The following is a 26,098-nucleotide window of genomic DNA, read 5'->3' as shown; positions in this document are numbered from 1 at the left end:
ATATGAACGGCAGCGCGGCCGTGCGGTCACCCGCCCGGCGGGCAGCTCACAGCTCCCGCCGCTCCAGCGGACGCGTCGCCGGACCCTGGAGCACCGAGCCGTCGATGTCGAAGCGCGAGCCGTGGCACGGGCACTCCCAGGCCCGTTCGGCGGAGTTGAAGGCGACCAGGCAGCCCAGGTGGGTGCAGCGGGCGGACAGCGCGTGCACGCCGCCCTCCTCGTCGCGGTAGACCGCGACCCGGTCGGCGCCCGAGCGGACCACGGCGCCCTCACCCGGCGGGACGGCCTCCACGGGCGGCGCGGGCCGCAGCCGGTCGCCCACGAAGTGCCGGGCGACCTCCGCCTGGTTCTTCAGGAACGTCGGCGCCTCCCGTACCGCGGTGCGCATCCGCCGCGGGTCGTACAGCTCCTGCCACGGGCAGTCCCGCCCGGTGACCAGTGCCGCGAGCAGCCGTCCCGCCATCATGCCGCCGCTCAGTCCCCAGCCGCCGAACCCGGTCGCCACGTACGTGTTGCGGGCGCCCGCGTGCATCGGGCCCACCATCGGCACGGTGTCGGTGGGGTCGATGTCCTGGGTGGCCCAGGCATGGTCGAGGTTCACACCGGGGAAGTGCTCACGGGCCCAGCCGGCCAGCTTGTCGAAGCGTGCCCGGGTGTCGCCGGTGCCCGGCGTGAAGTGCTCCCCGGTGACCACGAGCAGCCGCCGCCCGTCCTCGCCGTACGGCGCGGTCCGCACCGAACGGGTGTCCTCCTCGGGCGTGATGTACATGCCGCCGGGGTCCAGGGCGGCGTCCACCGGGCCGGCGACGACCAGTTCCCGGCGCGGGGAGAGCCGGGCGAACAGCAGCGCGCGGTCGAAGATTGGGTAGTGCGTGGCGACCACGACGTGCCGGGCCCGCACGGTCGCGCCGCCCGCCGTCGTCACCCGGCACGGCTCGCCCTCCGTCAGCCCGCGCACCACCGTGTCCTCGTACACCTGCCCGCCGCGCGCCACCAGATCCGCGGTCAGCGCCAGCAGGTACTTGCGCGGATGGAACTGCGCCTGGTCGGCCACCCGCACCGCGCCCGCCACCGGGAACGGCAGCCCGGTCTCGGTCACGAACTTCGCCGGCAGCCCCGCCTCCCGCGCGGCCTCCGCCTCGGCGCGCAGCTCGTCCGCCCGGTCCGCGTCCCGGACGTAGGTGTACGCGCTGCGGGTCTCCCACTCGCAGTCGATGCCCAGCTCGTCCACCAGCTCCAGGGCGTGCTCGATCGCCTCCGACTGGGAGCGGGCGTACAGCCGCGCGGCCTGCGCGTCGCGGGTGCGGCGCAGCCTGTCGTAGATCAGCGTGTGCAGCGCCGTCAGCTTGGCGGTGGTGTGCCCGGTGACGCCCGCGGCCACCCGGCGCGCCTCAAGGACCGCCACGCCGAGCCCGGCCCGGGTCAGTTCGTACGCCGTGCTCAGCCCGGCCATGCCCGCGCCGATCACGGCCACGTCGACGTCCAGGTCCCGGGTGAGCGCGGGGCGCCGCGGCCCCGGCGCGGTCTCGACCCAGTACGAACCGGTGACGCGCCGCTGTCCCTGCTGGTGCTGTTCGCTCATGGCCGCCGGGTACCCCACCCGGCCCGGAGCGACCGCGGGCGCCCGGGTGAAGGTGCGGGCGCCCGGCGCGGAGGGCTCAGCGACCGGGCCCGGGGACAGTGGTCGTGCCCGGGGTCGGTGGTCATGCCCGGGGCTCATCCCCTGGGCTCAGTGCTCATCCTCGGGGTTCGTGCCCGGCGCCGGGCGCTCGTGCTCGGGCCGGGTCCGCGCCCCGGGCGGCGCGGTGGACGCGGCGTCGGCGGCGGCCCTGACCGGGGTCACGGAGGCGGGGTCGGCGGGCGGGTCGAAGGGCGCGTCGATCGGGGTGCCCGGGGCGGGGCCGGCGGCGGGAGTCCCGTTCGCGGCCGGAGCCCCGTGCGCGAGTGACGGGCCGTCCGCGGCCGCTGGCCGATCCCCGGCCGGTGGGCGGTCCCCGGCCGGTGGGCCGTCCGGCGTGGTGGGCGGCCCGTCCGCCGGAGGCGGGGGCCGGTCGTCCGGTGCGGGCGGGCCGGGCGTGCCCTGGTCCAGGGGCCTCGGGGGCTCAGGTGCCGGCGGAACCGGTGGGGGCGGCGGTGGCGCGGGCGCGGCGGCCGGCGGCTGCTGGGCCTTCTCCAGGAACCGCAGCAGCTCCACCGGGAAGGGCAGCACGAGCGTGGAGTTCTTCTCGGTGGCGACCGCGGTCACCGTCTGCAGCAGCCGCAGTTGCAGCGCGGCGGGCGTGTCCGCCATCTGCTGGGCGGCCTCGGCGAGCTTCCTGGACGCCTGCAGCTCGGCGTCGGCGTTGATGATCCGGGCCCGCCGCTCCCGGTCGGCCTCGGCCTGCCGGGCCATGGACCGCTTCATCGTGTCCGGCAGGGAGACGTCCTTGATCTCGACCCGGTCGATCTGCACGCCCCACCCGATGGCCGGGCTGTCGATCATCAGCTCCAGGCCCTGGTTGAGCTTCTCCCGGTTGGACAGCAGGTCGTCCAGGTCGCTCTTGCCGATGATCGAGCGCAGCGACGTCTGCGCCATCTGGGAGACGGCGAACCGGTAGTCCTCCACCTGGATGACCGCGTTGGCCGCGTCCACCACCTTGAAGTAGACGACCGCGTCCACGCGTACCGTCACGTTGTCCCGGGTGATGCCCTCCTGGGCCGGGATCGGCAGCGTCACGATCTGCATGTTGACCTTGTAGAGCCGGTCCACGAACGGCACGATCACCGTGAACCCGGGCGGGCGCTCCCCGCCGGTGAACCGTCCGAGCCGCAGCACCACGCCGCGCTCGTACTGCTTGATCACCCGCGCCGCCGCCGACAGGTACACCAGGCCCGCGCAGCCCGCGGCGATCACGGCGGTCAGTACGTCCTCAAGCATGACGACTCCTCGACCGGTCGTCGGTGCGCCCGTGGGGCGCCTGCTTCAACGATAGGCCCGGCCCGAGAACACGGTCGAGTCCCCGGACCGGACCGGGCCGGCCGCCGCGAGGTCGGTCCGGTCCGGTCCGGCCGTCCCGGTCGGCTACGGGGCCGGCGCCACGAGCCTGACCGGCGCGGTACCGGTGGCGCTGTGCCGCTCGGCCCAGCTCTCCAGCGCCGTACGGCAGGCATGGTCCACGTGGTGCAGGCCGGACAGGTGCAGTTCGACGGGCCGGTCCTGGGGCAGCGCCTCCAGGCTGTCGAGGATGCGGGGCAGCCGCAGGAAGGTCGCGTTGCCCGACAGGTACGCCCGGACCGGGCCCGTGCCCCGGTCGGCCACCTCCAGCCTGGTCTGCGAGGCGTCCCAGGCGGTCTTGGCGACCGACAGGGCGAGGCCGATCAGCACGCCCTCGAACATGTTCACCGTCACGATGGACACGGCCGTCACCACCAGGACCAGTACCTCGCCCCGGTGCGTGCGCCACAGGGCGGCCACCTGGCGGAACGGGATCAGCTTCCAGCCCGCGTGCACGAGGACGCCGGCGAGCGCCGGCAGGGGGATCAGCGCCAGCGCGCCGGGCAGCAGCGCCGCGAACACCAGCAGCCACACCCCGTGCAGCACCCGCGAGGTCTTGGTGCGGGCGCCGGCCTGCACATTGGCCGAGCTGCGCACGATCACGGCGGTCATGGGGAGCGCGCCGAGCAGCCCGCACACGGTGTTGCCCACGCCCTGCGCCATCAGTTCCCGGTCGTAGCGGGTGCGCGGCCCGTCGTGCAGCCGGTCCACCGCCGCCGCGCTGAACAGGCTCTCCGCCGACGCGATGAGCGCGAAGGCGAGGACGGTGCCCCAGACCGCGGCATCGGTCAGCAGGCCGAAGGACGCGGCGCCGGGCGGCCGGACGGCGCCGAGCAGGCCGTGCACCTCGACCGTGGCGACCGGCAGCGAGAGCGTGAGCGAGGCGAGTGCGGCCAGCAGCACGGCGGCCAGCGCGCCCGGCACGGCCCGCACCCGCGGGGGCAGCCGCCGCCAGAGCACCAGCACGGCGACGGTGCCCGCGCCGAGCGCGAGGGAGGCCAGCGCCTCGGTACTGCCCACGGCGCGGACGAACGCCCCGGGCAGCCCGGCGAGCTTGCCGGTGCCGGACGCCGGGGCGGTCAGCCCCGCCGCCGTGTACAGCTGGCCGGCGATGATCACCAGCCCGATGCCGGCCAGCATCCCCTCGACCACCGACACGGAGATGGCCCGGAACCAGCGGCCGAGCCGCAGCGCCCCCGTGACGAGCTGGAGCAGCCCGGCGATCAGTACGAGCACGCCCAGCGCGGGCAGTCCGAAGGCCCGGACCGCCTCGAAGACGAGCACGGTCAGTCCGGCGGCCGGACCCGACACCTGGAGGCTGCTGCCGGGGAGCAGCCCGGTGACCAGGCCACCGACGATCCCGGTGACGAGCCCCAGCTCGGCCGGCACCCCGGAGGCGACGGCCACGCCGACGCACAGCGGGAGCGCGACCAGGAAGACGACGAGGGAGGCGGCGACGTCCTGCCGCAGGAACGGGAACCTGGCTATCGCGCCCGGCACGGCGGCGCTCACAGGGCCGTGAAGGTGTCGGAGTGCGGGCGGTGGGCGAGCACGGCCCCGGTGTGCACCTCGTAGTACCAGCCGTGCAGGGCCAGCGAGCCCGCGGCCAGTCTCCGTTCGACGCACGGGTAGGAGCGCAGCCGCAGCAGCTGCGTCAGGACGTGGCTCTGCACCGCGGCGGCGACGCAGGGGTCCTCGGCGGGTCCCCGCGGCCGGGGGGTGGCGCCGGCCAGCCAGTCGCGCACGGCGGGCACCGCGTCGAGGTCGTCGCCGCGGACCAGCGCGCCCACGGCACCGCAGTGCGAGTGGCCGCAGACGACGATGTCGCGCACCCCGAGGACCTCGACGGCGTACTCGATGGTGGCGGCCTCGCCGCTCGGGTGCGCGGAGTCGTACGGGGGCACGATGTCGCCCGCGGTGCGCAGCTCGAACAGCTGGCCGGGGCGGGCGCCGGTGATCAGGGCCGGGACGACCCGGGAGTCGGAGCAGGTGATGAACAGGACCTCGGGGGACTGGCCCGCGGCGAGTCGGGCGAACTCCTCGGGCCGCTGTCCGAACGTACGGGCATGGTCGATGAGGGGCTGCATGGGTGATTCCTCCTGGCGCGCGAAGGCGCGTCGGGCCGGCACGGCATGGTGAGGGGGCGGCGGCGTGGCGCCGCTCAGTGGCGGAAGACCTGGAGCGCGGCCGGGGTGCGGCTGTGGGCCGGTCTCGGTCCGGGGCAGGGCGCGGGGCAGGGCGCGGCCGCTTCGTGGGCGGCCGGCGGCTCCTGTCCGGTCGCGGGCCGGACGGACGGCTCGGGTGCCCCGTCGTCGGCTCGCTGGCGGTCCCGGGTGCGCAGGGGGCCGGCGGTACCGCCGGCGGGGGTGCGTTCGTGGTGGGCCGCCCGTTCGTCGCGCGCGAACGCGGTGGAAGCGGAGGGCGCGAGGAACGCGAGGAAGAGGAGGGCGAACAGGGCGGCCACCAGGGGGCCGAGTCCGGCCCGGACCGCGGTACCCGGGAACATGCGCCCCCCTCCCCACCGCAGGTATCTCTACTGCACGCCAATGACAAGTCAAGGAATGGTCAAGAGATACGGTAGCCGGGTGGAGGTGTGCGCAGGGTTAACGGCACGTTACGCGGCGAAGTGTGCCCGAAAAGGGCGGCTGGTTGGCGTGAACCGATGCCTGGCCGGGCATCGGTCGCTCGACTGTTCGGGCTGGTCAGCCGGTTGTCCGGGCCGGTCAGCCGGTCGTTCGGGTCGGTCGGCCGGCCGGTCGGTCAGTCGGTCTCGACGAGCCCCTTGGCGTCCCGGGCGAGCGCGGTCAGCCGGGATATCGCCCGGAAGTACTTCTTCCGGTAGCCGCCCTTCAGCATCTCCTCGCTGAACAGCCGGTCGAAGGGCAGCCCGGAGGCCAGGACGGGCACCTCGCGGTCGTAGAGCCGGTCCGCGAGCACGACGAGGCGCAGCGCGGTCGACTGGTCCGGCACCGGCCGCACCCCGGTCAGGCACACGGCCCCCAGGCCGTCGGCGAGGGCGCCGTAGCGGCTGGGGTGCACGCGGGCCAGGTGATCGAGCAGGTCCGTGAAGTCGTCGAGCGAGGCGTTGTCGGTGGCCTGCGCCGCCCGGGTGACCTGCTCGTCGGAGAACGGCGCCGGCGCCTCGGGCAGGCCGCGGTGGCGGTAGTCCTCGCCGTCGATGCGCAGCGCGCGGAAGTGCGCGGACAGACCCTGGATCTCGCGCAGGAAGTCGGCGGCGGCGAAGCGGCCCTCGCCGAGCTTGCCCGGCAGCGTGTTGGAGGTGGCGGCCAGCGCGACCCCCGCGTCGACCAGGCGGCCGAGCAGGGTGGAGACGAGCACGGTGTCGCCCGGATCGTCCAGTTCGAACTCGTCGATGCACAGCAGCCGGTGGCCGGACAGGGTCTCGACGGTCTTCTGGAAGCCGAGCGCGCCGACGAGGTTGGTCAGCTCCACGAAGGTGCCGAACGCCTTGCGCGCCGGCTCGGCCTCGGTGGCGTGCCACAGGGAGGCCAGCAGGTGGGTCTTGCCGACGCCGTAGCCGCCGTCCAGGTAGACGCCGCGGGGGCCGGCCGGGGTCCTGGGGGCCTTGCCGCGCCCGAAGCCGAACAGCCCGCGCCTGCCGCCCGCCGCCGGTGCCCCGCCGAGCCCGGCGGCGAAGTCCGCCAGGACCCGCACGGCCTCGCTCTGGCTGGGCTGGTTCGGGTCCGGGAGGTACGTCGCGAAGCGCACCGAGTCGAACCGCGGCGGCGGCACCATCTCGGCGACCAGCCGGTCCGCCGGCACATGGGGCTCGCGGGCGCACAGGGAGAGCGGGGTGGCACCGGTCACGGGGCTGAGCCGGGAGGCGGCTGTGGAGGACGACACGGTTCCCCATGGTAAGGCGCGTGGAACACTGCACGGCATGCGACGCCTGTTCCCTGTGACCGACGAAACACCAGCCCAGGACCCGCCGGGCACCCGCGCCACCGGCGCCCCGGGCGTACCCGGCGCCCTCGCGGACCGGGAGTGGACCCTGGCCGAGCTGGCCGCCGCCTACGCGTACCCGGACCCCGCGCCCGGCGGCCGGGAGCCGTGGCTGCGCGCCAACATGGTCTCCACGCTCGACGGCGCGGCCCAGCACGAGGGCCGCTCGCAGCCCATCTCCAGCGCCGCCGACATGCGGATCTTCGGCACCCTGCGCGCGCTGGCCGACGTGGTGGTGGTCGGCGCCGAGACGGTACGGCAGGAGGGGTACCGCCCGGCCCGCGCGCGGGCGGAGTTCGCGGCGCCGCGGGAGGCGGCCGGGCAGGCGCCCGCCCCGGCGATCGCGGTCGTCACCGCCAGCCTGGAGCTGGACTTCTCCCTGCCGCTGTTCACCTCCCCGCTGGTGCCCACGCTGGTCCTGACCGGCGCCGCCGCGGCCCCGGACCGGGTCGCCGCCGCGGAGAAGGCGGGCGCCCGCGTGGTCGTCGCCGGTGACGGCATGGGCATCGACCCGCCGCGCGCGGTGCGGGCCCTGGCCGGTCTCGGCCACACCCGGCTGCTGACCGAGGGCGGCCCGCGCCTGCTCGGGCAGCTGGCGGCCTCCGGCGTCCTCGACGAGCTGTGCCTGACCGTCTCGCCGATGCTCACCGCGGGCGACGCCCAGCGCATCGCCGGCGGCCCCTCGGTCGCCGTTCCGCACCGCTTCGCCCTGGCCTCGCTCCTGGAGGAGGAGGGCTTCCTGTTCAGCCGCTACCGGCGCACCTGACGGCGGGCGGCGCGCCGGAGCGGGCGGCGGGCGGTGTCAGGTGAGGCGGGCGATGTCAGGTAATCGGAATTGGTAATTCCGTTCAGGAGGTGGAAGGCACGACGATTCCGGCGATACCCGTGCGATCACAGGGCAGGATGGTTTCTGCGGGGGCTGTTTCCGGCCCACCTGGAGGTAGCGAGAGGGTACGGCCCTCGGCCGAGAACCTCATACGAGAAAGGGCGTCTGGTGTTCACAAGCGTACTGATGATCGAGAAGGCCCTGACGTCCGCCGACGTGGAGTTCGTCACCACCTTGCACGGGGAGGAGGAGGTCTCCTTCCACGTGCTGCTCCAGCCGCGCGGCGACCAGGCCGACCGGCTGCTGCGGGCCATCGACGACATCGCCCTCGGTGAGATCGACGAGGCGGCCCGCGAGGGCGGCACCCCGGAGGGCGACGCGGCCAAGCCGGAGGGGCAGCGGGCGCTGGAGGTGTCCCTGACCGCGCTGCACGCCGCGGGCCGCGAGGCCACGGGCCGGCTCGTCGAGGAGCACCCGCTGGACGCCCTCAAGTCCCTGGTCGCCGAGGTGGGCGCGGACGAGGTGATCGTGCTGACCGATCCGCACTACGTGGAGGAGTTCTTCCACCGCGACTGGGCCTCGCGGGCCCGGCACAAGGTCGGCGTACCGGTGCTGAAGCTGTTCTCCCACAGCAAGGCTTAGGCTGGGGCGGCGTCCCGCGCCCGCGGTGCGCGCCCGCTCGTACCGACGCCGCACCACCTGGGGAGAACAGCGCATGGCACCCGGCCTTCCTACCGCCATGGACCGACCGCACTTCATCGGCATCGGCGGCGCCGGAATGTCGGGCATCGCCAAGATCCTCGCCCAGCGCGGCGCCGAGGTGGCCGGCAGCGACGCCAAGGAGTCCGCGACCGCCGAGGCGCTGCGCGCGCTGGGTGTCACCGTGCACATCGGGCACGCGGCCGGGCACCTCGCCGGCGACGCGAGCTGCGTCGTGGTCTCCTCGGCGATCCGCGCCGACAACCCGGAGCTGGTCCGGGCGGCCGAGCTGGGCATCCCGGTCGTGCACCGCTCCGACGCGCTGGCCGCCCTGATGGAGGGCCTGCGCCCGATCGCGGTGGCCGGCACCCACGGCAAGACGACCACCACCTCGATGCTGGCCGTCTGCCTCGGCGAGCTGGGCCTGGACCCCTCCTACGCGATCGGCGGCGACTTGGACGCCCCCGGCTCCAACGCGCTGCACGGCACCGGCGAGATCTTCGTCGCCGAGGCGGACGAATCGGACCGCAGCTTCCACAAGTACGCCCCCGAGGTCGCCATCGTCCTCAACGTCGAACTCGACCACCACGCCAACTACGCCTCGATGGACGAGATCTACGAGTCCTTCGAGACCTTCGCGGGGAAGATCGTGCCCGGCGGCACACTGGTGATCTCCGCCGACCACGAGGGCGCCCGCGAGCTGGCCCGGCGCCTGGCGGGCTCGGTCCGCACGGTGACGTACGGCGAGTCGCCCGACGCCGACGTGCGGGTCCTGTCCGTGGTGCCGCAGGGACTCAGGAGCGAGGTCACCGTCCTGCTGGACGGCACCGAGCTGACCTTCGGGGTCTCCGTCCCCGGCCGCCACTACGCGCACAACGCGGTAGCCGCGCTGGCCGCCGGCGCCGCCCTCGGCGTCCCGGCCGCCGAACTGGCCCCCGCGCTCGCCGCCTACACCGGCGTCAAGCGGCGCCTCCAGCTCAAGGGCGAGGCCGCCGGCGTCCAGGTGATCGACTCCTACGCCCACCACCCCACCGAGATGACCGCCGACCTGGAGGCGATGCGCGCCGCCGCGGGCGACGCCCGGATCCTCGTCGTCTTCCAGCCGCACCTGTTCTCCCGCACCCAGGAGCTGGGCAAGGAGATGGGCCAGGCGCTGGCCCTCGCCGACGCCTCCGTCGTCCTCGACATCTACCCGGCCCGCGAGGACCCGATCCCCGGTGTCACCAGCGAGCTGATCATCGACTCCGCCCGCGCCGCCGGCGCCGACGTCACCGCCGTCCACGACAAGAGCGAGGTCCCGGACGTGATCGCGGGAATGGCCAAGCCCGGCGATCTCGTTCTCACCATGGGCGCGGGCGACGTCACCGACCTCGGACCGCGCGTCCTGGACCGACTGCAGCACAACTGAGTGAGGGGCTGAGGGCTCATGTCCTACGACGTCGAGAAGCCGGACGAGCAGTGGCGCGCGGAGCTGGACCCGGCCGAGTACGCCGTCCTGCGGCAGGCCGGCACGGAACCCGCCTTCACCGGTGAGTACACGGACACGAAGACCGAGGGCGTCTACTCCTGCCGGGCCTGCGGCGCCGAGCTGTTCACCTCCACCACCAAGTTCGCCTCGCACTGCGGCTGGCCGTCCTTCTACGACCCCAAGGACACCGACGCGGTGGAACTGATCGAGGACCGCTCGCACGGCATGGTCCGCACCGAGGTCCGCTGCGCCCGCTGCGGCTCCCACCTCGGGCACGTCTTCGAGGGCGAGGGCTACCCGACCCCCACCGACCAGCGGTACTGCATCAACTCGATCTCCTTGCGGCTCGCCCCCGCCGAGGGCTGACGCGGGGCCCCAGGGAGCGGCCGGCAGCGGTGCGTGACCCCCGGGGACGCTTTGCAGTGGCCTGGGCGCGGTGGGACAATATGGACACAGGTGCCGTCGCCGACGGCACCGGTTCTTACGCCGCATCTCCGCAGAGGCGGGTGGAAAACATGGTCACAGCCTCCCATGTCGTGGTCCTGGCCGCGGCGCCGCACGTATGGGCCACGCTCGGCGCGTTCATCGGCGGACTCGTCGTCGTGTGCGCGCTCGTGTGGGCCGTCGGGATGGGCATCGGCGTGATGCGCCGCGAGCCCGAGCGGCCCGAGGCGTCCGAGCAGCCGCACCTCCCCGTCACCGGCGCCGTCGAGGAGATCAGCGAGATGCGCGAGCCGGACGAGGTGCACTGCGGCGAGGACGGCAAGCGGATCCTGCCGCACGAGATGCACGGGGCCGGCACCCGGCGCAGCCAGGACCAGCACCGGCACCGCTGGGCACCGGGCGGCAGCGGCTCCTTCGGCAGCGGCGGCCCCGGCGCCCACTGACGCGCCCGGCCGTACCGGTCTACCGCATCGCCCGACCGCACCGCTCGGCCGTGCCGGTCCCTGTGCGGCCTCCCTCACGGGGCGTGTCCTTGGCCAAAGGGGCACGCCCCGCAACCGTGCCTCCGACGGGTCCGGGCCCCGGCCGTCTAGACTCTCCGGGCATCGGCCCGCGCGACCGTGGCCAGAGCGGGCCGTCCCAGGACCCGAAGGGTATGCGGCGCCTTGATACGGATAGATTCAGTCACCAAGCGGTACCCGGACGGCACGGTGGCGGTCGACGGACTCTCGCTGGAGATACCGGACCGCTCGATCACCGTCCTCGTCGGGCCGTCCGGCTGCGGCAAGACCACCACCCTGCGCATGATCAACCGGATGGTGGAGCCCAGCGAGGGCACCATCCTCCTCGACGGCACCGACATCCGCGCCCAGCCCGTCAACACCCTGCGCCGTGCCATGGGGTACGTCATCCAGAACGCCGGGCTCTTCCAGCACCGCACCATCGCCGACAACATCGCGACCGTGCCCCGGCTGCTGGGCTGGGGCAAGCAGAAGTCCCGAGCCCGGGCGGCCGAGCTGATGGAACGCGTCGGCCTCGACCCCGCACTCGCCAAGCGCTACCCGTACCAGCTCTCCGGCGGCCAGCAGCAGCGCGTCGGCGTGGCCCGGGCGCTCGCCGCGGACCCGCCGGTGCTGCTGATGGACGAACCGTTCTCGGCCGTCGACCCGGTGGTGCGCAAGGGCCTCCAGGACGAACTGCTGCGCCTCCAGGACGAACTGGGCAAGACCATCGTCTTCGTCACCCACGACATCGACGAGGCCATCAAGCTGGGCACCATGGTCGCGGTGCTGCGCACCGGCGGCCGGCTCGCCCAGTACGCCCGGCCCGCCGACCTGCTGACCGCCCCCGCCGACGCCTTCGTCGAGGGCTTCCTCGGCACCGACCGCGGCATCCGCCGGCTGTCCTTCTTCGGCACCGGCGACCTGGAACTGCTGACCGCCCCGGTCGTCACCGCCGACGCCACCGCCGAGCAGCTCGCCCGCGCCGCCGACGACGCGCCCTACCTCCTGGTCACCGGGCCCGACGGCAGACCGCTCGGCTGGGCCGAGCCGGACGGCCTCACCGCCGGCGCCGTGGACCCCGGCCGCCTGCTGCCCTGCGGACGCCCCTTCGAGCACGGCGCCGAGTCGCTGCGCGCCGCCCTCGACTGCGCCGTGCTCTCGCCCACCGGCTGGGCGGTCGCCGTGGACGGCACCGGCAAGGCGGTCGGCGTGGTCTCGCAGCAGACCATCGGCGAGGCGATCCGCGCCGCCCACGCCGAGGGCCGGCCGACCGCCGAGGTCGCCGGATGAACCACTTCTTCGACCTCCCCAGCGACCTGCAGAACAGCTGGTTCGGGCTGATCGGGCTGCATCTGCGCGAGGCGCTGCTGCCGGTCCTGGCGGGCCTGGCCGTCTCGCTGCCGATCGCCCAGCTGTGCGTGCGCTTCCGCTGGCTCTACCCGCCCGTGCTGGGGCTGACGACCGTCCTGTACGCCATCCCCTCGCTGGCCTTCTTCGTCGTCCTCATCGACTACACCGGCCAGACCGAGCTGACCGTGATGATCCCGCTCGCCGTCTACAGCCTGGTGGTGCTGGTCCCCGCCATCGTCGACGGGGTCCGCTCGGTGCCGCAGGAGACGCTCGCCGCCGCCACCGCCCTGGGCCTGGGGCCCGTACGCCGCTACTTCCAGGTGCAGCTGCCGATCGCCGTGCCCGCCATCATCGCCGGGCTGCGGGTGGCCACCGTCTCCAGCATCTCCCTGGTCAGCGTCGGTATGCTGATCGGCAACCAGGGCGCGCTGGGCAACCTGCTCAACGACGCGAACCTCTACCACCGGCCCGAACTGGCGGTGAACTCCGTGCTCACCACCGCCGTCCTGGCCGTCCTCGCCGACGCCGCGCTGGTCGGCGTACGCCTTCTGCTGACCCCCTGGATGCCGCGCGGCAGCCGCCGCCGCGCACCCGAACCGGACGCCGGGGCCCGGCCCGAACCGGCCACGTCGCCCGCTCTGGAGGACGCCGTCCGGTGAACGTACTCCACTTCGTCAACGCCTTCTTCAGCGACGGCGCCCACTGGCACGGCTACGACGGCATCCCCGCGCGCCTGGCCGAGCACCTGCGCTACTGCCTGATCGCGCTCGCCGTCGCACTGCCGGTCGGGCTGGTCACCGGGCACTACGGACGCGGCGGCAACACGCTCGCCTTCCTGGCCACCGCCGGCCGGGCCCTGCCCAGCTTCGGCCTGCTGGTGCTGATGACCATCCTGGCCGGCTTCGGGCTGCTGCCCGTCATGGTGCCGCTGGTCGTCCTCGCCGTCCCGCCGATCCTGGTCACCACCTACGAGTCGGTGCGGTCCGTGGACCCCTCGCCGGTGGACGCCGCCCGGGGCATGGGCATGCAGGAGTCGCGGATCCTGTTCCAGGTCGAACTGCCCGTGGCGCTCCCGCTGATCTTCAGCGGACTGCGCTCGGCGGCCATCCAGATCGTCTCCACCGCCACCATCGCCGCCTACGTCGGCATCGGCGGCCTGGGCCGCTATGTCATCGACGGCCTCTACCAGCGCGACTACGAGAAGGTGGTGGGCGGGGCCACCCTGGTGGCCGCGCTGGCGCTGGTGACGCTCGCGCTCTTCTGGGCCCTGGCCCGGGCCACGGTGTCGCGGGGGGTGCGGCGCGGTGTGTGAGGTGTGCCGGGTGCGGCGGGGCGTGTGAGGCAGGACGTGTGAGGCCCGGCGCGGGTGGCGTGGCGTGTGAGGCGGCGGGCGCGGGGCAGACGCCTTCCGACCGCACGGGGGCACCGCACGGGGATCGAGTCCGATCGGTGACCCGGCCGCTCTTGACCGATCGAGAAGTGGCTGGATTGGATCAGTACCGTGCGGCGTCCCCTGCGCCGTGCGCCCCTGCCCCGCCCTTGACCAGCGAACTTACCGACCCCGGAACGGGAATTGTGACTTCTTACGCGAAGAGCATCAGGTCCAGCACGAGGAACGTCGGCGTGGCCGCCGTCGCACTCGCCGCCGCCGTGGCCCTCGTCGCCGGGTGTTCCGACGGCAAGTCGGGCGGCGACCCGCTCTCGGGCGGTGCGGCGAAGAACGGTGAGGTGGTCGTCGGCTCCAACAACTTCGCCGAGAGCATCCTGCTCGCCGACATCTACGGCGAGGCCCTCAAGGCCAAGGGCGTCAAGGTCACCTACAAGCCCAACATCGGCAGCCGCGAGACCACGTACGGCCTGCTCAAGAACGGCGCCGTCACCGTGCTGCCCGAGTACAACGGCGCGCTGCTGGCCTATCTCGACAAGCAGGCCGCGCCGAAGTCGGTCGACGCCACGACGGCCGCGATCAACGCCAAGCTGGACCCGAAGCTCACGCTGCTGAAGCCCTCGCCCGCGCAGGACAAGGACTCGGTCACCGTCAACGCCGGGGCGGCGGCGAAGTACGGCCTCACCGCCAAGTCCTCCATCGCGGACCTCAAGGCCGCCGCCAAGGATCTGGTGATCGGCGGCTCGCCGGAGTTCCAGACCCGGCAGCAGGGCCTGGCGGGCCTGAAGTCGCTGTACGGCCTGGAGTTCAAGTCCTTCAAGGCGCTGGACGCGGGCGGTCCGCTGACCCAGGAGGCGCTCAAGAAGGACACCGTGCAGGTCGCCGACGTCTTCTCCACGGACCCGACGATCGCCAAGGAGAAGTTCGTCGTCCTCCAGGACCCCAAGAACCTCTTCGGGTTCCAGAACGTCCAGCCGCTGGTCCGCAAGGGCGGCCTGGACCAGAAGGGCACCGCCGCGCTCGACGCGGTCTCCGCCAAGCTGGACACGGCCGCCCTGCTCGACCTGGACACCCAGGTGCAGTCGGGGCACAAGGACCCGCTGGACGTGGCCAAGGCCTGGCTGAAGTCGGCCGGTCTGGCCTGACGCACCGGCGCACGACGTACTGACGGGCCGACGTACGGCGTACTGACGCACCGGCGCGCGACGTACCGGCACACCGACGTACTCGACGTACCGGCCTACGGCGGGCCCCCGGCCGAGAACCCGTGAACGGGACCGGTCCGGGGGTCCGTTGGCCGTGGGCCGGGCCTCCTCGCTACGATCTTGCGCATGGCGACGCGTGGAGTACGACGCAGGGCGCGGAGGGTCCCCGGAGCGGGTCCGGTCGCCCTGGCGGGGTGTCGGTGCCGGCGTGGCACACCCCGCCTGCCGGAGCACGCCCGGCGGGCCGCCCCCGGCAGCCGCCTCGGAACCGGCCGCTGCGAGCCCGGGCGCCTCAGACCCGGCCGTCACCGGCCCGGGTCCGCCGGTCCCGTGGCCTTCTCCACTCTGCCGAAGCCCGTGCCTGTGCCTGTGCCTGTGCCTGTGCGGTGGAGCTTGCTCCGCCGCCTCGTCGGTACGGTGTGCGCGCCCCGCGCCGGCCGCCTGACCCGGCCGCGGGGAGCGGCGTGTGCCGTCCCCGCCCTCTTACACGGCGACCGGAACCCGACGGCCGGCTGTCGCCCGTGACGGCGTACGACTTCGGTGTCGTGGCGCGGTCCGCCGCCTTCCGGCCGGCCCCGGCCGAGGACTCATGGCCGCGGGCAGGCCGGCCGGGCCCGCCGCGGAACGCGGACCACGTCCCGCGCACGGTGGCCGCGTCGCACTGACGAGCCCGGGGAAGGGCGTCTGTGCGCACCCCCTTCTTCACGACCCTGGAGTGTTCCGCCGATGACGAGACAGCTACGCGCCGAGCGGACGCGCGCGACGATCATCACGGCCGCGGCCGACCTGTTCGACCGGTACGGCTACGAGGGGACCAGCCTCGCCGACATCGTCGAGCACGCGCGGGTCACCAAGGGCGCCCTCTACTTCCACTTCGCGGCCAAGGAGGATCTGGCGCACGCCATCCTGGAGTTGCAGTCCGGGGTCTCGCGCCAGGTGGCGGCCGACATAGACCGGGAGGGCTACTCGTCCTTGGAGGCCCTGATGCGGATCACCTTCACGTTCACCCGGCTCTCCGTCCAGGGCCCCATCTCCCGCGCGGGGCTGCGGCTCGCCACCAGCCAGGTGGAGGTGCGGCCGCCGCTGCGGCACCCCTTCACCGAGTGGCGTGACATCGCCGCGGTCCGGCTGCACGGCGCGATCAGGGAGTCCGACGTGCGCGCCGACACGGACGTGGAGGCGGTCGCGCACTCTCTCGTCTCCTGCTTCATCGGCACGGCGATCACGGGCAAGCCCCAGGAGTCGGTGGCCCGGCTGCCCCGCCGCACCGCCGAGATGTGGCACCTGCTGCTCCGTGGCCTGGTGCCCGTGCACCGGCGCCCGCCCTACATGACACTCACCTCCCGGCTGGAACGCGAGATCAACGCGGTCTGAAGGGGCGGGGGAGCGGTCTGACGGGGCGGGGGAGGGGACGGGGGAGCACGGGCCACTGCTCTGGGGAAGCACGGGCCGCTGCCCAGGGGCCGCTTCGGCGGTGATTCACGCGATGGTGTGATCGGATGCGTGCCGGAGGATGGGGCCGGAACGTCCCGGGTAGGGCCCGGCCATGACGCAGCAGCCCTTCGAACTCCCGCACTTCTACATGCCGTACCCCGCGCGGCTGAACCCGCACGTCGAGGAGGCCCGCGCCCACTCGACGCGGTGGGCGCGCGACATGGGCATGCTGGAGGGCTCCGGGATCTGGGAGCGGTCCGACCTCGACGCGCACGACTACGGCCTGCTCTGCGCCTACACCCACCCCGACTGCGACGGCCCCGCCCTCTCGCTGATCACCGACTGGTACGTGTGGGTCTTCTTCTTCGACGACCACTTCCTGGAGACCTTCAAGCGCAGCCAGGACCGCGCCGGTGGCAAGGCGTACCTGGACCGGCTGCCCCTGTTCATGCCGCTCGACCTGGCCACCGAGGTGCCCGAGCCGCAGAACCCGGTCGAGGCCGGCCTCGGCGACCTGTGGGCGCGCACGGTGCCGTCCATGTCGGCCGACTGGCGGCGCCGGTTCGCGCTCGCCACCGAGCACCTGCTGAACGAGTCCCTGTGGGAGCTGTCCAACATCAACGAGGGGCGGATCGCCAACCCCGTCGAGTACATCGAGATGCGCCGCAAGGTCGGCGGCGCCCCCTGGTCGGCCGGGCTCGTGGAGTACGCCACCGCCGAGGTGCCCGCGCGCGTCGCCGGGGCCCGGCCGCCGCGGGTGCTCATGGAGACCTTCTCCGACGCCGTGCACCTGCGCAACGACCTGTTCTCCTACCAGCGGGAGGTGGAGGACGAGGGGGAGCTGAGCAACGGTGTGCTGGTCCTGGAGACCTTCTTCGGCTGCACCACCCAGGAGGCCGCCGACGCCGTCAACGACGTCCTCACCTCGCGCCTGCACCAGTTCGAGCACACCGCGCTCACCGAGGTGCCCGCCCTCGCCGTGGAGAACGGGCTCACCCCCGATGAGGTCGCCGCGGTCGCGGCCTACGCCAAGGGCCTGCAGGACTGGCAGTCCGGCGGCCATGAATGGCACCTGCGCTCCAGCCGCTACATGAACAAGGGGGCCCGCTCCACCAGCCCCTGGCAGCGCCCGGCCGGGCCCGGCACCTCGGCGGCCGACGTGGGCGCGCTGCTCGCCGCGGCCGGCGCCGAACGCCTGCGGGCCTACACCCACGTGCCCTACGAGAAGGTCGGCCCGTCCCGCATCCCCGACATGTGTATGCCCTACGAGCTGCGGCTGAGCCCGCACCTGGACCGCTCGCGCCGGACGCTGCTCGACTGGTGCCACCGCATGGGCATCCTGGCGGAGGGCGTGTGGGACGAGGACAAGCTCGACGCCTACGACCTCGCGCTGTGCTCGGCCGGGCTGGACCCGGACGCCACGCCCGAGGCGCTCGACCTGAGCGCCCAGTGGCTGGCCTTCGGCACCTACGGCGACGACTACTACCCCCTGGTGTACGGCCACCGCCGTGATCTCGTCGCGGCCAGGGTGACCACCGCGCGCCTGTCGGGCTGCATGCCGGTGGACGGCGAGGAGCGGGTCGTCGTCCCGCGCGACGCCATGGAACGCGCGCTGACCGATCTGTGGGCGCGGACCACCGCGGAGATGACCCCCGACCAGCGGCGCACCCTCAAGCACGCGGTCGACTCGATGACCGAGAGCTGGGTGTGGGAGCTGTCCAACCAATCGCAGAACCGCGTCCCCGACCCCGTCGACTACCTGGAGATGCGGCGCGCCACCTTCGGCTCCGACCTCACCCTGAGCCTGTGCCGGGCGGGCCACGGCCCGGCGATCCCGCCGGAGGTCTACCGCACCGGCCCGGTCCGCTCCCTGGAGAACGCGGCCGTCGACTACGCCTGCCTGCTCAACGACATCTTCTCGTACCAGAAGGAGATCGAGTACGAGGGCGAGATCCACAACGCGATCCTCGTCGTCCAGCACTTCTTCGGCATCGACTACCCGGCCGCGCTCGCCGTGGTGCACGACCTGACGACCCAGCGGATGCGCCAGTTCCAGCACGTCGTCGCCCATGAACTGCCCATCGTGTGCGATGACTTCGAGCTGTCGGAACAAGCCCGTGCGGCCCTGCGCGGCTATGTCACCGACCTGCAGAACTGGATGGCCGGCATCCTCAACTGGCATGCGAGCGTGAACCGCTACAAGGCCGAGTGGCTGGCCCGCCGCGCCCACGCCTTCCTCCCGGACCACCCGCCCGCCCCGGCCCTGACGACCGGCTGAGCCGGGGCGCCGGGCAGGGACCAGCCGGAGGAGAGCGAGGGAAACGATGGAACAGACTGCTTTGCGTCCCAAGCCGATGCCCGGCGGGGGCACGTCGGGCGGGGCCGCCCGCCCGCACACCGGGCACCACCGGGGCCGCCGGTTCGCCGCCGCGCTGTGCGGCCTGTGCGCCGGGCTGGTGCTGCTGCTGGCGGGGGTCGGCCTGGGCGCGGTGGGCGCCACGGTGATCGGCGTGAGCCGGCTCGCCGAGCTGGAGCGGCAGACGGTGGGCGGGGCGGGCGCGGCACCGGCCGCACCGGCCCCGGTGTCCGTGCCCGCCCCCGCGCCTGCGGGTCCGACCCTCGGCCTGGCGGCGGTGGACGACACCGGGCCCGGCGCCCGGATCACCGGGGTCGACACGTCCGGTCCCGGCGACGCGGCGGGGCTGGTCCGCGGTGACGTCCTGCTCGTGTTCGGGCGGACCCGGATCGACTCGGCGGCGGGCCTCGCCCGCGCGGTCGCCGGGGCCCGTCCGGGCCGCGAGGTGGCCCTCACCGTGCGGCACCGCGGCGGCTACCGACAGGTGCGGATCACCCCCGGCGTCCTCACCTGACGACACGGATGACGACACGGGTGACGACACGGAGGCGGCCGATGACGGGCACGGCCGCATGCCCGCCCCGGGCGCGCCCTACGCCCGGCAGTGGTCCTCGGCGGTGATCAGCCGCCGCGTCCCCTGCCCGGGCGGGGCTCCGGCGGTGGCGTGAATCCCGGAAAGCGGTGGTCCGGCGGGCCGCCGAGCGGCGAGGATGGTGCCCGTAGCCCGGCCGGCCCCCGCCGACCGGCTCGCGCGGCCCCCGCCGCGCGGGCAGGATGCTGGCAGGAACCCCTGCTCGTCCCGCACACCCCTTCAGCCGCACACGGAGGCCCGGATGACCGGCACCGCGCCCTTCACCGCCGACGACTACCGGGCCAGGATGGCCCGCGCCGCCCGGGCGGCGGCCGACGCGGGACTGGCCGGAGTGCTGGTGGCGCCGGGACCGGACCTCGTGTGGCTCACCGGCTACGCGCCCACCGCCGCCACCGAACGGCTCACCCTGCTCGTCCTGGCCGCCGGACAGGACCCCGTCCTCGTCGTCCCCACCCTGGAGGCCCCGGACGCCGAGCGCGCCACGGGCGCCTGCGCGCTGACCCTGCGCGACTGGACCGACGGCAAGGACCCCTACGCCGTCACCGCGGCCCTCCTCGACGGCGGCGGCCGGTTCGGCGTCAGCGACAGCACCTGGGCCCTGCACCTGCTCGGCCTGCAGAAGACCCTGCCGGACAGCTCCTACGCCTCCCTCACCGAGGCCCTGCCGATGCTGCGCGCCGTCAAGGACGAGGCCGAACTCGCGCTGGTGGCGGCCGCGGGAGCCGCCGCCGACCGGACCTTCGAGGAGATCCGCACGCTGCCCTTCGCCGGCCGCCACGAGTCCGAGGTCGGCGCCGACCTCGCCGCCCTGCTGCGCCGGTTCGGGCACGAGCAGGTCGACTTCACCATCGTCGGCTCCGGCCCCAACGGCGCCAACCCGCACCACGAGACGGGCGACCGGGTCATCGAACGCGGCGACATGGTCGTCCTCGACTTCGGCGGCCTCAAGGACGGCTACGGCTCCGACACCACCCGCACCGTGCACGTCGGCGAGCCCACCGACGAGGAACGCCGGGTGCACGACATCGTGCGCGCGGCCCAGGAGGCCGGCTGCCGGGCCGTACGCCCCGGCGTCGCCTGCCAGGAGATCGACCGGGCCGCCCGCGCGGTCATCGCGGACGCCGGGTACGGCGAGTACTTCATCCACCGCACCGGCCACGGCATCGGCGTCACCACCCACGAACCGCCGTACATGATCGAAGGGGAGGAACAGCCCCTGGTGCCCGGCATGTGCTTCTCCGTGGAGCCCGGCATCTACCTGCCCGGCCGCTTCGGGGTGCGCATCGAGGACATCGTCACCGTCACCGAGGACGGCGGCCGCCGCCTCAACGACACGACCCGGGAGCTGGTCATGGTGGACTGACCACCGGCCGACCCCACCCGCGACTGAACGACACGGCGCGACCATGACCCAGGCACCGACACCCACCGCGGACACCGTCCGGCGGCTGCTGAGCACCCTCACCCAGGACGGCCGCCAGGGCGCGGCCGGACCCGACGTCCGGCCCGTCGCCGAGGGCGGCGAGCACTCCACCTGGTGGGTCGGCACCCGCCAGGTGCTGCGCCTCGCCCCCGACCGGGACACCTCCCTGCGCCGGCGCCGCGAACTGCGCCTGCGCGACCTGGCCCGCCCGCACCTGCCGGTCGCGCTCCCGGCGAGCGTCGCGCACGGCGAATGGGCGCCCGGACTGGCGTACACCCTGGACACCAGGATCCCCGGCGGCACGGCCGGTGAACACGAGGTCTCCGCCCTCGGCGAGGACGACCTGGCCGGGCTGCTCTCCGGACTGCGCCAGGTGCCCGTCCGCCAGGCCGAGACGCTCGGCGTCCCGCGGGCCGCGCCCCGCTCCCTGGAGGCGCTGCGCCGGATGGCCGTGCACGCCGCCGAACGCCTCGGGGCGGCCGACGAGTTCGACCCGGCCAGGACCGCCCAGCTCACCGCGCCCGCCGCGGCCCAGCTGGCCGCCCAGCCCGGCGGCGCGGTCCTCGTCCACCACGACCTCAAGGGCGAGCACCTGATGGTCTCCGCCGACGGCCGGGTGCGGGGCGTCCTGGACTGGACCGACGCGGTGATCGGCGACCCCGCCGAGGACATCGCCGGTCTCGCCCTCGCCGTCGGCTCGCCCGCCGCGGTGCGCGCCGCCACCCTCGCCGGTTACGGGGCCCGCCCCTGCCTGCGCGGCCTGTGGCTGGCCCGCTGCGACACCGTGATCCGGCTCGCCGACCGCCTGGCGGGCCGCGACGACAGCCCCCTGCCGCTGCTGCGGACGCAACTGGGACACGCCTGGGAGGCGATCCTCCTGGAGCGGGCCACGGAGTTCCGGGAGGAGGGCGAGAGGGACGGAGAGGGCGAGGCGGGCCGGGGCGACGAGGACGGGGAGTGAGCCTCGCCCCCCGCCCGGTCCCGCACCGCCCGGTCCCGCACCGCCCGGTCCCGCACCGCCCGGTCCCGCACCGCTTTCCTCCGGCTCTCCTTGGCTCTCCTCAGCTCTGCGCCAGCACCACGCACGAGGTGCCCGGGAGCCGCAGCACGCCGTCGCCGCCCGGTGCCTCGACCGGTTCCCAGGCGGCGAGCACCTTGGCCGGGCGGCCGCCCAGCGGGATCGCCGCCGCCTCCCGGCCCAGGTTGACCGCCACGCGCACGTCCCCGCGCCGGAAGGCGAGCCAGCGGGCCTCCTCGTCGAACGCGACCCGGGTCGCGGCGAGGTCGGGGTCGGTGAGGTCCGGCAGCGCCCGCCGCAGCGCGGCAAGCCGCCGGTACCAGGCCAGCACGCGCGCGTGCGGCTCGCGGTCCGGCTCGGACCAGTCCAGGCAGGAACGCTCCCGGGTGGCCGGGTCCTGCGGATCGGGCACGTCCTCCGCCTTCCAGCCGTGCGCGGTGAACTCCCGCCGCCGCCCCTCGCGCACCGCCCGGGCCAGCTCCGGATCGGTGTGGTCGGTGAAGAACTGCCACGGCGTGCCGGCCGCCCACTCCTCGCCCATGAACAGCATCGGCGTGAACGGCGCCGTCAGCGTCAGCGTGGCCGCGCACGCCAGCAGCCCGGGGGAGACGGCGGGCAGGGTGGACAGGCGGTCCCCCTGGGCCCGGTTGCCGATCTGGTCGTGGGTCTGGGCGTAGCCGAGCAGCCGGTGCCCCGCCACCTTGGCGCGGTCCAGCGGACGGCCGTGCCGGCGGCCCCGGAAGCTGGAGTACGTCCCGTCGTGGAAGTAGCCACCGGTGAGCGTCTTGGCGACCGCCGCCAGCGGGGCCCGCGCGAAATCGGCGTAGTAGCCCTGGGACTCGCCGGTCACGGCGGTGTGCAGGGCGTGGTGGAAGTCGTCGTTCCACTGCGCGTGCAGACCGAGGCCGCCCCCCGCGCGCGGGGCGATCAGCCGGGGGTCGTTCAGGTCGGACTCGGCGACCAGGAAGAGCGGGCGGCCCAGGTCCGCGCCGAGCGCGTCCACGGCCGTGGACAGCTCCTCCAGGAAGTGGCACGCGCGCGTGTCCACCAGCGCGTGCACCGCGTCCAGGCGCAGCCCGTCGATCCGGTAGTCGCGCAGCCAGGCCAGCGCGCTGCCGGTCAGGAAGTCGCGCACCTCGTCCGAGCCGGGCGCGTCCAGGTTGACGGCGGCGCCCCAGGGCGTGTGGTGGGTGTCGGTGAAGTACGGCCCGAACCGCGGCAGGTGGTTCCCCGAGGGGCCCAGGTGGTTGTGCACCACGTCCAGGACCACGCCCAGGCCCAGCTCGTGCGCCCGGTCCACGAACCGCTTGAGCCCCTCCGGGCCGCCGTACGGCTCGTGCACCGCCCACAGCGACACGCCCTCGTACCCCCAGCCGTGCCGCCCGGGGAACGGGCACACCGGCATCAACTCCACGTGGGTGACGCCCAGTTCCACCAGATGCTCAAGGCGGGCGGCGGCCGCGTCGAAAGTGCCCTCGCGCGTGTACGTGCCGACGTGCAGCTCGTAGAGCAGCGCGCCCGGCAGCGGACGGTCCGTCCGGGCGGCGGTGCGCCACGCGTAGCGCCCGTGGTCGACGACCGCGCTGAGCCCGTCCGGGCCGTCCGGCTGCCGGCGCGAGCGCGGATCGGGCAGCACCTCGCCGCCGTCCGGCGCGAACCCGTAGCGCGAGCCGTCCCGCGCCGCCGCCTCCACGGACCACCACCCCGGGCGTTCCTGATCGCGCTCCATCGCGTGCGTGACGCCGTCGCACTGGAGCGTCACACGGCCGGCCTGCGGTGCCCACACCTCGAACTGCACGGACGGTTCCCCTTCGTCTGCTCACCGTGATGTAGCCCTGCCATGGTCCTCCAAACGTGATCGATCCGCCTCGGAAACCCTCCTTTGCGATGGTGTCGTCGCAGCACCCCGACGCCGGCCGCTCCCCGTTTTCTGGACACCCGGGGTGCGCTGTCCGACAATCACCAACGTGACGTCGTCCTTCGAGTTCCCCGCCCCGCCCGCGCGGCTGTCCGACGTGGAGCGCGACCGGGCGCTCGACCTGCTGCGCGACGGTGTCGCCGCGGGCCGGCTCTCCTACGACACGTTCGCCCGGCGCATGGAGCTGGCACTGGCCGCCCGCCGTTCGGACGAACTCGCCGTACTCACCCGTGACCTGACCGCCGAGGGCCGGCTCTCCCGCATGGTGTTCGGCACGGTCGAGGCCGTCTCCGGCTTCACCGTGCGGGTGCGCCGGGCCTGGCAGGGCGAACGGCTGCCCCAGCTGCTGCTGCCGGACCCCGCCGCGGGCCATCCGCTGCGCATAGGCCGCGACCCGGCGTGCGGCCTGCGGCTCAGCCACGAGTCGGTCTCCCGGGTGCACGCCGAACTGCGCCACCAGGGCGGCATGTGGGTGCTGCGCGACCTCGGCTCGATGAACGGCACCACCGTCAACGGACGGCGGGTCACCGGCGCCGCCGTCGTCCGCGAGGGCGACCAGATCGGTTTCGGGCAGGTGGCGTACCGGCTCGCGGCGGGCTGACACCCGCCACCCGCCACCCATCCACCCGCACGCGCGCGTGCGGGTTCCCGTTCGGGTGAGCCGCACTGGGGTACGGGGGCCGCCGTGCCGATACACCGGCCATGACCCACAACACCAACGCGACGGCGCCCCGCGCGCGGTGGCTGCGGCGCGCCCTGCCGGCGGCCGCACTCCTCGCCGCCTGCGCCGCCGTCCCGGCCCAGGCGGCCCCCGCGTCCCACCGTTACGCCGACGACGACTGGCTCTACGTCACCGTCACCCACGGCGAGGACCGCTCCGGCGGCGACACCCGCGGCGCCCTGCTGCGCTGCGACCCGCCCCGCGGCCACGCGCACGCCACCGAGGCCTGCGACGAGCTGCGCTCGGTGCGTGGCGACATCCGCGGCATCCCCCGCAGGGACGGCTTCTGCTCGATGGTCTACGCCCCCGTGACCGTCCAGGCCCGCGGCCAGTGGCAGGGCCGCGCGGTCGACTACACGGAGACCTTCCCCAACGCCTGCCAGATGAGGGCCCGGACGGGGGACGTGTTCGCGCTGGACGGGTGAGACCCGGGGGGAGAGACCGGGGGTGAGGGGGCGGGCCCCCGCCCCCTCACCCCGCCGGATCCCGTGCGTGCAGGGCCGTTTCCACGACCGTGCGGGACTGGTGCTCCACTTGGTGGTCCAGGGGCACCCAGCGGGCGCGGAAACGTTTCGCGAAGGCTTCGCTCCAGGTGGCGACGAGGTGTTCGAGGCCCGGTGCGGCGCGGTCGCCGGCCTCGCGCAGCACGCGCAGGAGCATGGCCGCGGCCCGCAGCGGCAGCCGGCGGCCGAAGGCGTCCACGCTGCCGACGTACGCCATCGTCGTGTCGGCCGGCGGGGTCTGGACCCAGTCCGCGGCCAGGCCCGGCACCAGGCCCAGCCCCCACTTCGCGGCCCGCAGCAGCGGCCCGTCGGCGCCCTCCAGGCGGGGCAGCGCGTCGGCGAGCACCGCCTCCACCTCCCGCCCGTCCCGCAGCAGCCGCGCCGCCAGGCGCCGTATCGCCGCCGCGGGGGCCGGATGCGGAGCCGGGTCGTCCACCAGATCGCTCGCCCACATGGGGACCTCCACCACCGCCGTCAGGCCGCCGTAGCGGTGCGCGTGGTACCACGTGCTGCGCCGCGCGTCGTCCGGCATGCTCGGGTACGCCAGGGCCGAGCCGGGCTCCGGCATCACCCGTACGCCGGGCCCGGAGACGGGCCACCCCGCGGCGTCGCAGGCGCCCGTCTCCACCGGGATGTGCAACTCGGCGGCCGACTTGCCGAACGGCTCGGCGAGGCCGGGCACGTCCCGGGTCAACTGCACCCAGCTACCACCCAGTTCGGTGCCGTGCAGGGTCACCTGGAGGTAGGGGCGCAGCGCGTCGATGACCCCGGTCAGCGCCCGCGTCTCCGGCGGCAGCCGGTCGGCGGGCAGCACCGAGGGGGACCACTCCGGCTGCTCGGACCCGGCGGGCCGGAAGAAGCCGAGGTGGTAGTCGAGCAGGCTGCGCGGGGACGGCGTCACGTGCAGGCTCGCCCCGTCCGGGTCCGCGCACACCAGGAAGTGCCAGGAGGTGCCGGCCCGCAGCGCCGGCTCGCCCAGCACGCGCCGGGCGAGCGCCAGCAGGGTGGGGCCGCCGGTGGGCTCGTTGGCGTGGGCGCCGGCCACCACCAGCACGGCCCGCCGGGCGTGCCCGACCGACAGCAGGTGCAGCGGCCGGCCCGCCCGGGAGACGCCGACCTCGTCGAGCGTGCACAGACCCGGCCGGCGCGCGGCCAGCGCCCGGGCACAGGCGACGAGTTCGGGAACACTGGGGTAGCGCGGCTCCGGCAGGAGACTCACCCCCGTACTCGTCCGCCCGGCTTCGCATTCCGCAG

24 protein-coding genes are annotated in these 26,098 nt (G+C 74.3%); 16 read left to right on the top strand and 8 right to left on the bottom strand.

Features of this window, described 5'->3' with window-relative positions; all coding sequences use genetic code 11:
* Positions 1-46: 46 nt before the first annotated feature.
* The 6 genes from ABZ858_RS12240 to zapE all read right to left on the bottom strand — a co-directional run bounded on the left by ABZ858_RS12240 (position 47) and on the right by zapE (position 6,898).
* Positions 47-1,582, bottom strand: coding sequence for an FAD-dependent oxidoreductase (locus tag ABZ858_RS12240; RefSeq protein WP_361375464.1), 1,536 nt, complete (start codon positions 1,580-1,582; stop codon positions 47-49).
* Between the two features lie 147 nt (positions 1,583-1,729).
* Positions 1,730-2,917: an SPFH domain-containing protein gene (locus tag ABZ858_RS12235; protein ID WP_361375462.1), complete on the bottom strand. Its 1,188-nt coding sequence runs from the start codon at positions 2,915-2,917 to the stop codon at positions 1,730-1,732.
* Between the two features lie 144 nt (positions 2,918-3,061).
* Positions 3,062-4,546, bottom strand: coding sequence for a SulP family inorganic anion transporter (locus ABZ858_RS12230; protein ID WP_361375460.1), 1,485 nt, complete (start codon positions 4,544-4,546; stop codon positions 3,062-3,064).
* Positions 4,543-5,121 carry a carbonic anhydrase gene (locus ABZ858_RS12225; protein ID WP_361375458.1) on the bottom strand — a complete coding sequence of 193 codons (579 nt, stop codon included), beginning with the start codon at positions 5,119-5,121 and terminating at the stop codon, positions 4,543-4,545. The genes ABZ858_RS12230 and ABZ858_RS12225 overlap by 4 nt, the downstream gene beginning before the upstream one ends.
* Positions 5,122-5,195: 74 nt before the next feature.
* Positions 5,196-5,540 (bottom strand): hypothetical protein, encoded by a 345-nt coding sequence (locus ABZ858_RS12220; RefSeq protein WP_361375456.1) that lies wholly within the window; start codon positions 5,538-5,540, stop codon positions 5,196-5,198.
* A 254-nt stretch (positions 5,541-5,794) separates the two neighbouring features.
* Complete coding sequence (gene zapE, locus ABZ858_RS12215; protein WP_361375454.1) at positions 5,795-6,898, bottom strand: cell division protein ZapE; 1,104 nt, start codon at positions 6,896-6,898, stop codon at positions 5,795-5,797.
* 37 nt (positions 6,899-6,935) lie between these two features.
* Between zapE and ABZ858_RS12210 the strand changes: the two genes are divergently transcribed.
* The 14 genes from ABZ858_RS12210 (at position 6,936) to ABZ858_RS12145 (ending at position 21,645) form a co-directional block, all read left to right on the top strand.
* Positions 6,936-7,763 (top strand): pyrimidine reductase family protein, encoded by an 828-nt coding sequence (locus ABZ858_RS12210; RefSeq protein ID WP_361375452.1) that lies wholly within the window; start codon positions 6,936-6,938, stop codon positions 7,761-7,763.
* 228 nt (positions 7,764-7,991) lie between these two features.
* Positions 7,992-8,465 (top strand): indole-3-glycerol phosphate synthase, encoded by a 474-nt coding sequence (locus ABZ858_RS12205; protein ID WP_361375450.1) that lies wholly within the window; start codon positions 7,992-7,994, stop codon positions 8,463-8,465.
* A gap of 73 nt (positions 8,466-8,538) precedes the next feature.
* Positions 8,539-9,930: a UDP-N-acetylmuramate--L-alanine ligase gene (gene murC / locus ABZ858_RS12200; protein ID WP_361375448.1), complete on the top strand. Its 1,392-nt coding sequence runs from the start codon at positions 8,539-8,541 to the stop codon at positions 9,928-9,930.
* An 18-nt stretch (positions 9,931-9,948) separates the two neighbouring features.
* Entirely contained in the window at positions 9,949-10,356 is a 408-nt protein-coding gene (msrB, locus tag ABZ858_RS12195) for a peptide-methionine (R)-S-oxide reductase MsrB (protein WP_361375446.1), read from the top strand.
* 149 nt (positions 10,357-10,505) lie between these two features.
* Complete coding sequence (locus tag ABZ858_RS12190; protein ID WP_361375444.1) at positions 10,506-10,877, top strand: DUF6479 family protein; 372 nt, start codon at positions 10,506-10,508, stop codon at positions 10,875-10,877.
* Between the two features lie 222 nt (positions 10,878-11,099).
* Complete coding sequence (locus tag ABZ858_RS12185) at positions 11,100-12,227, top strand: ATP-binding cassette domain-containing protein (protein ID WP_361375442.1); 1,128 nt, start codon at positions 11,100-11,102, stop codon at positions 12,225-12,227.
* Positions 12,224-12,946: an ABC transporter permease subunit gene (locus ABZ858_RS12180; RefSeq protein WP_361375440.1), complete on the top strand. Its 723-nt coding sequence runs from the start codon at positions 12,224-12,226 to the stop codon at positions 12,944-12,946. Before ABZ858_RS12185 ends, ABZ858_RS12180 begins: the two co-directional genes overlap by 4 nt.
* The gene (locus ABZ858_RS12175; RefSeq protein ID WP_361375438.1) at positions 12,943-13,599 is read left to right on the top strand and encodes an ABC transporter permease; all 657 of its coding nucleotides are present in this window, start codon (positions 12,943-12,945) and stop codon (positions 13,597-13,599) included. Before ABZ858_RS12180 ends, ABZ858_RS12175 begins: the two co-directional genes overlap by 4 nt.
* A 263-nt stretch (positions 13,600-13,862) precedes the next feature.
* Positions 13,863-14,819: an ABC transporter substrate-binding protein gene (locus tag ABZ858_RS12170; protein ID WP_361375436.1), complete on the top strand. Its 957-nt coding sequence runs from the start codon at positions 13,863-13,865 to the stop codon at positions 14,817-14,819.
* A gap of 786 nt (positions 14,820-15,605) precedes the next feature.
* Entirely contained in the window at positions 15,606-16,253 is a 648-nt protein-coding gene (locus ABZ858_RS12165; RefSeq protein ID WP_361375434.1) for a ScbR family autoregulator-binding transcription factor, read from the top strand.
* 172 nt (positions 16,254-16,425) lie between these two features.
* Positions 16,426-18,591, top strand: coding sequence for a germacradienol/geosmin synthase Cyc2 (cyc2, locus tag ABZ858_RS12160; protein WP_361375432.1), 2,166 nt, complete (start codon positions 16,426-16,428; stop codon positions 18,589-18,591).
* Positions 18,592-18,637: 46 nt separating this feature from the next.
* Positions 18,638-19,183 carry a PDZ domain-containing protein gene (locus ABZ858_RS12155; RefSeq protein WP_361375430.1) on the top strand — a complete coding sequence of 182 codons (546 nt, stop codon included), beginning with the start codon at positions 18,638-18,640 and terminating at the stop codon, positions 19,181-19,183.
* Between the two features lie 319 nt (positions 19,184-19,502).
* On the top strand, positions 19,503-20,624 hold the full coding sequence (locus ABZ858_RS12150) for an aminopeptidase P family protein (protein WP_361375428.1): 1,122 nt from the start codon (positions 19,503-19,505) through the stop codon (positions 20,622-20,624).
* Between the two features lie 43 nt (positions 20,625-20,667).
* Positions 20,668-21,645, top strand: a complete 978-nt coding sequence (locus ABZ858_RS12145; RefSeq protein ID WP_361375426.1) for an aminoglycoside phosphotransferase family protein — start codon at positions 20,668-20,670, stop codon at positions 21,643-21,645.
* Positions 21,646-21,745: 100 nt separating this feature from the next.
* Here the strand turns inward: ABZ858_RS12145 and treZ are convergent, their stop codons facing one another.
* Complete coding sequence (gene treZ / locus ABZ858_RS12140) at positions 21,746-23,500, bottom strand: malto-oligosyltrehalose trehalohydrolase (protein ID WP_361375424.1); 1,755 nt, start codon at positions 23,498-23,500, stop codon at positions 21,746-21,748.
* Between the two features lie 169 nt (positions 23,501-23,669).
* On the opposite strand from treZ, the gene ABZ858_RS12135 reads away from it, so the two are divergent.
* Positions 23,670-24,221: a DUF1707 and FHA domain-containing protein gene (locus ABZ858_RS12135; protein WP_361375422.1), complete on the top strand. Its 552-nt coding sequence runs from the start codon at positions 23,670-23,672 to the stop codon at positions 24,219-24,221.
* Between the two features lie 101 nt (positions 24,222-24,322).
* Positions 24,323-24,766, top strand: a complete 444-nt coding sequence (locus ABZ858_RS12130) for an SSI family serine proteinase inhibitor (RefSeq protein ID WP_361375420.1) — start codon at positions 24,323-24,325, stop codon at positions 24,764-24,766.
* 46 nt (positions 24,767-24,812) lie between these two features.
* Here the strand turns inward: ABZ858_RS12130 and ABZ858_RS12125 are convergent, their stop codons facing one another.
* Entirely contained in the window at positions 24,813-26,063 is a 1,251-nt protein-coding gene (locus ABZ858_RS12125) for a M14 family zinc carboxypeptidase (RefSeq protein ID WP_361375418.1), read from the bottom strand.
* Between the last annotated feature and the right edge of the window lie 35 nt (positions 26,064-26,098).

The organism is Streptomyces sp. NPDC047017, assembly GCF_040644175.1.
Taxonomy (GTDB): domain Bacteria; phylum Actinomycetota; class Actinomycetes; order Streptomycetales; family Streptomycetaceae; genus Streptomyces.
The sequence above is the reverse complement of the archived record's forward strand: the minus strand, read 5'-3'. Positions and strand labels throughout refer to the sequence as shown.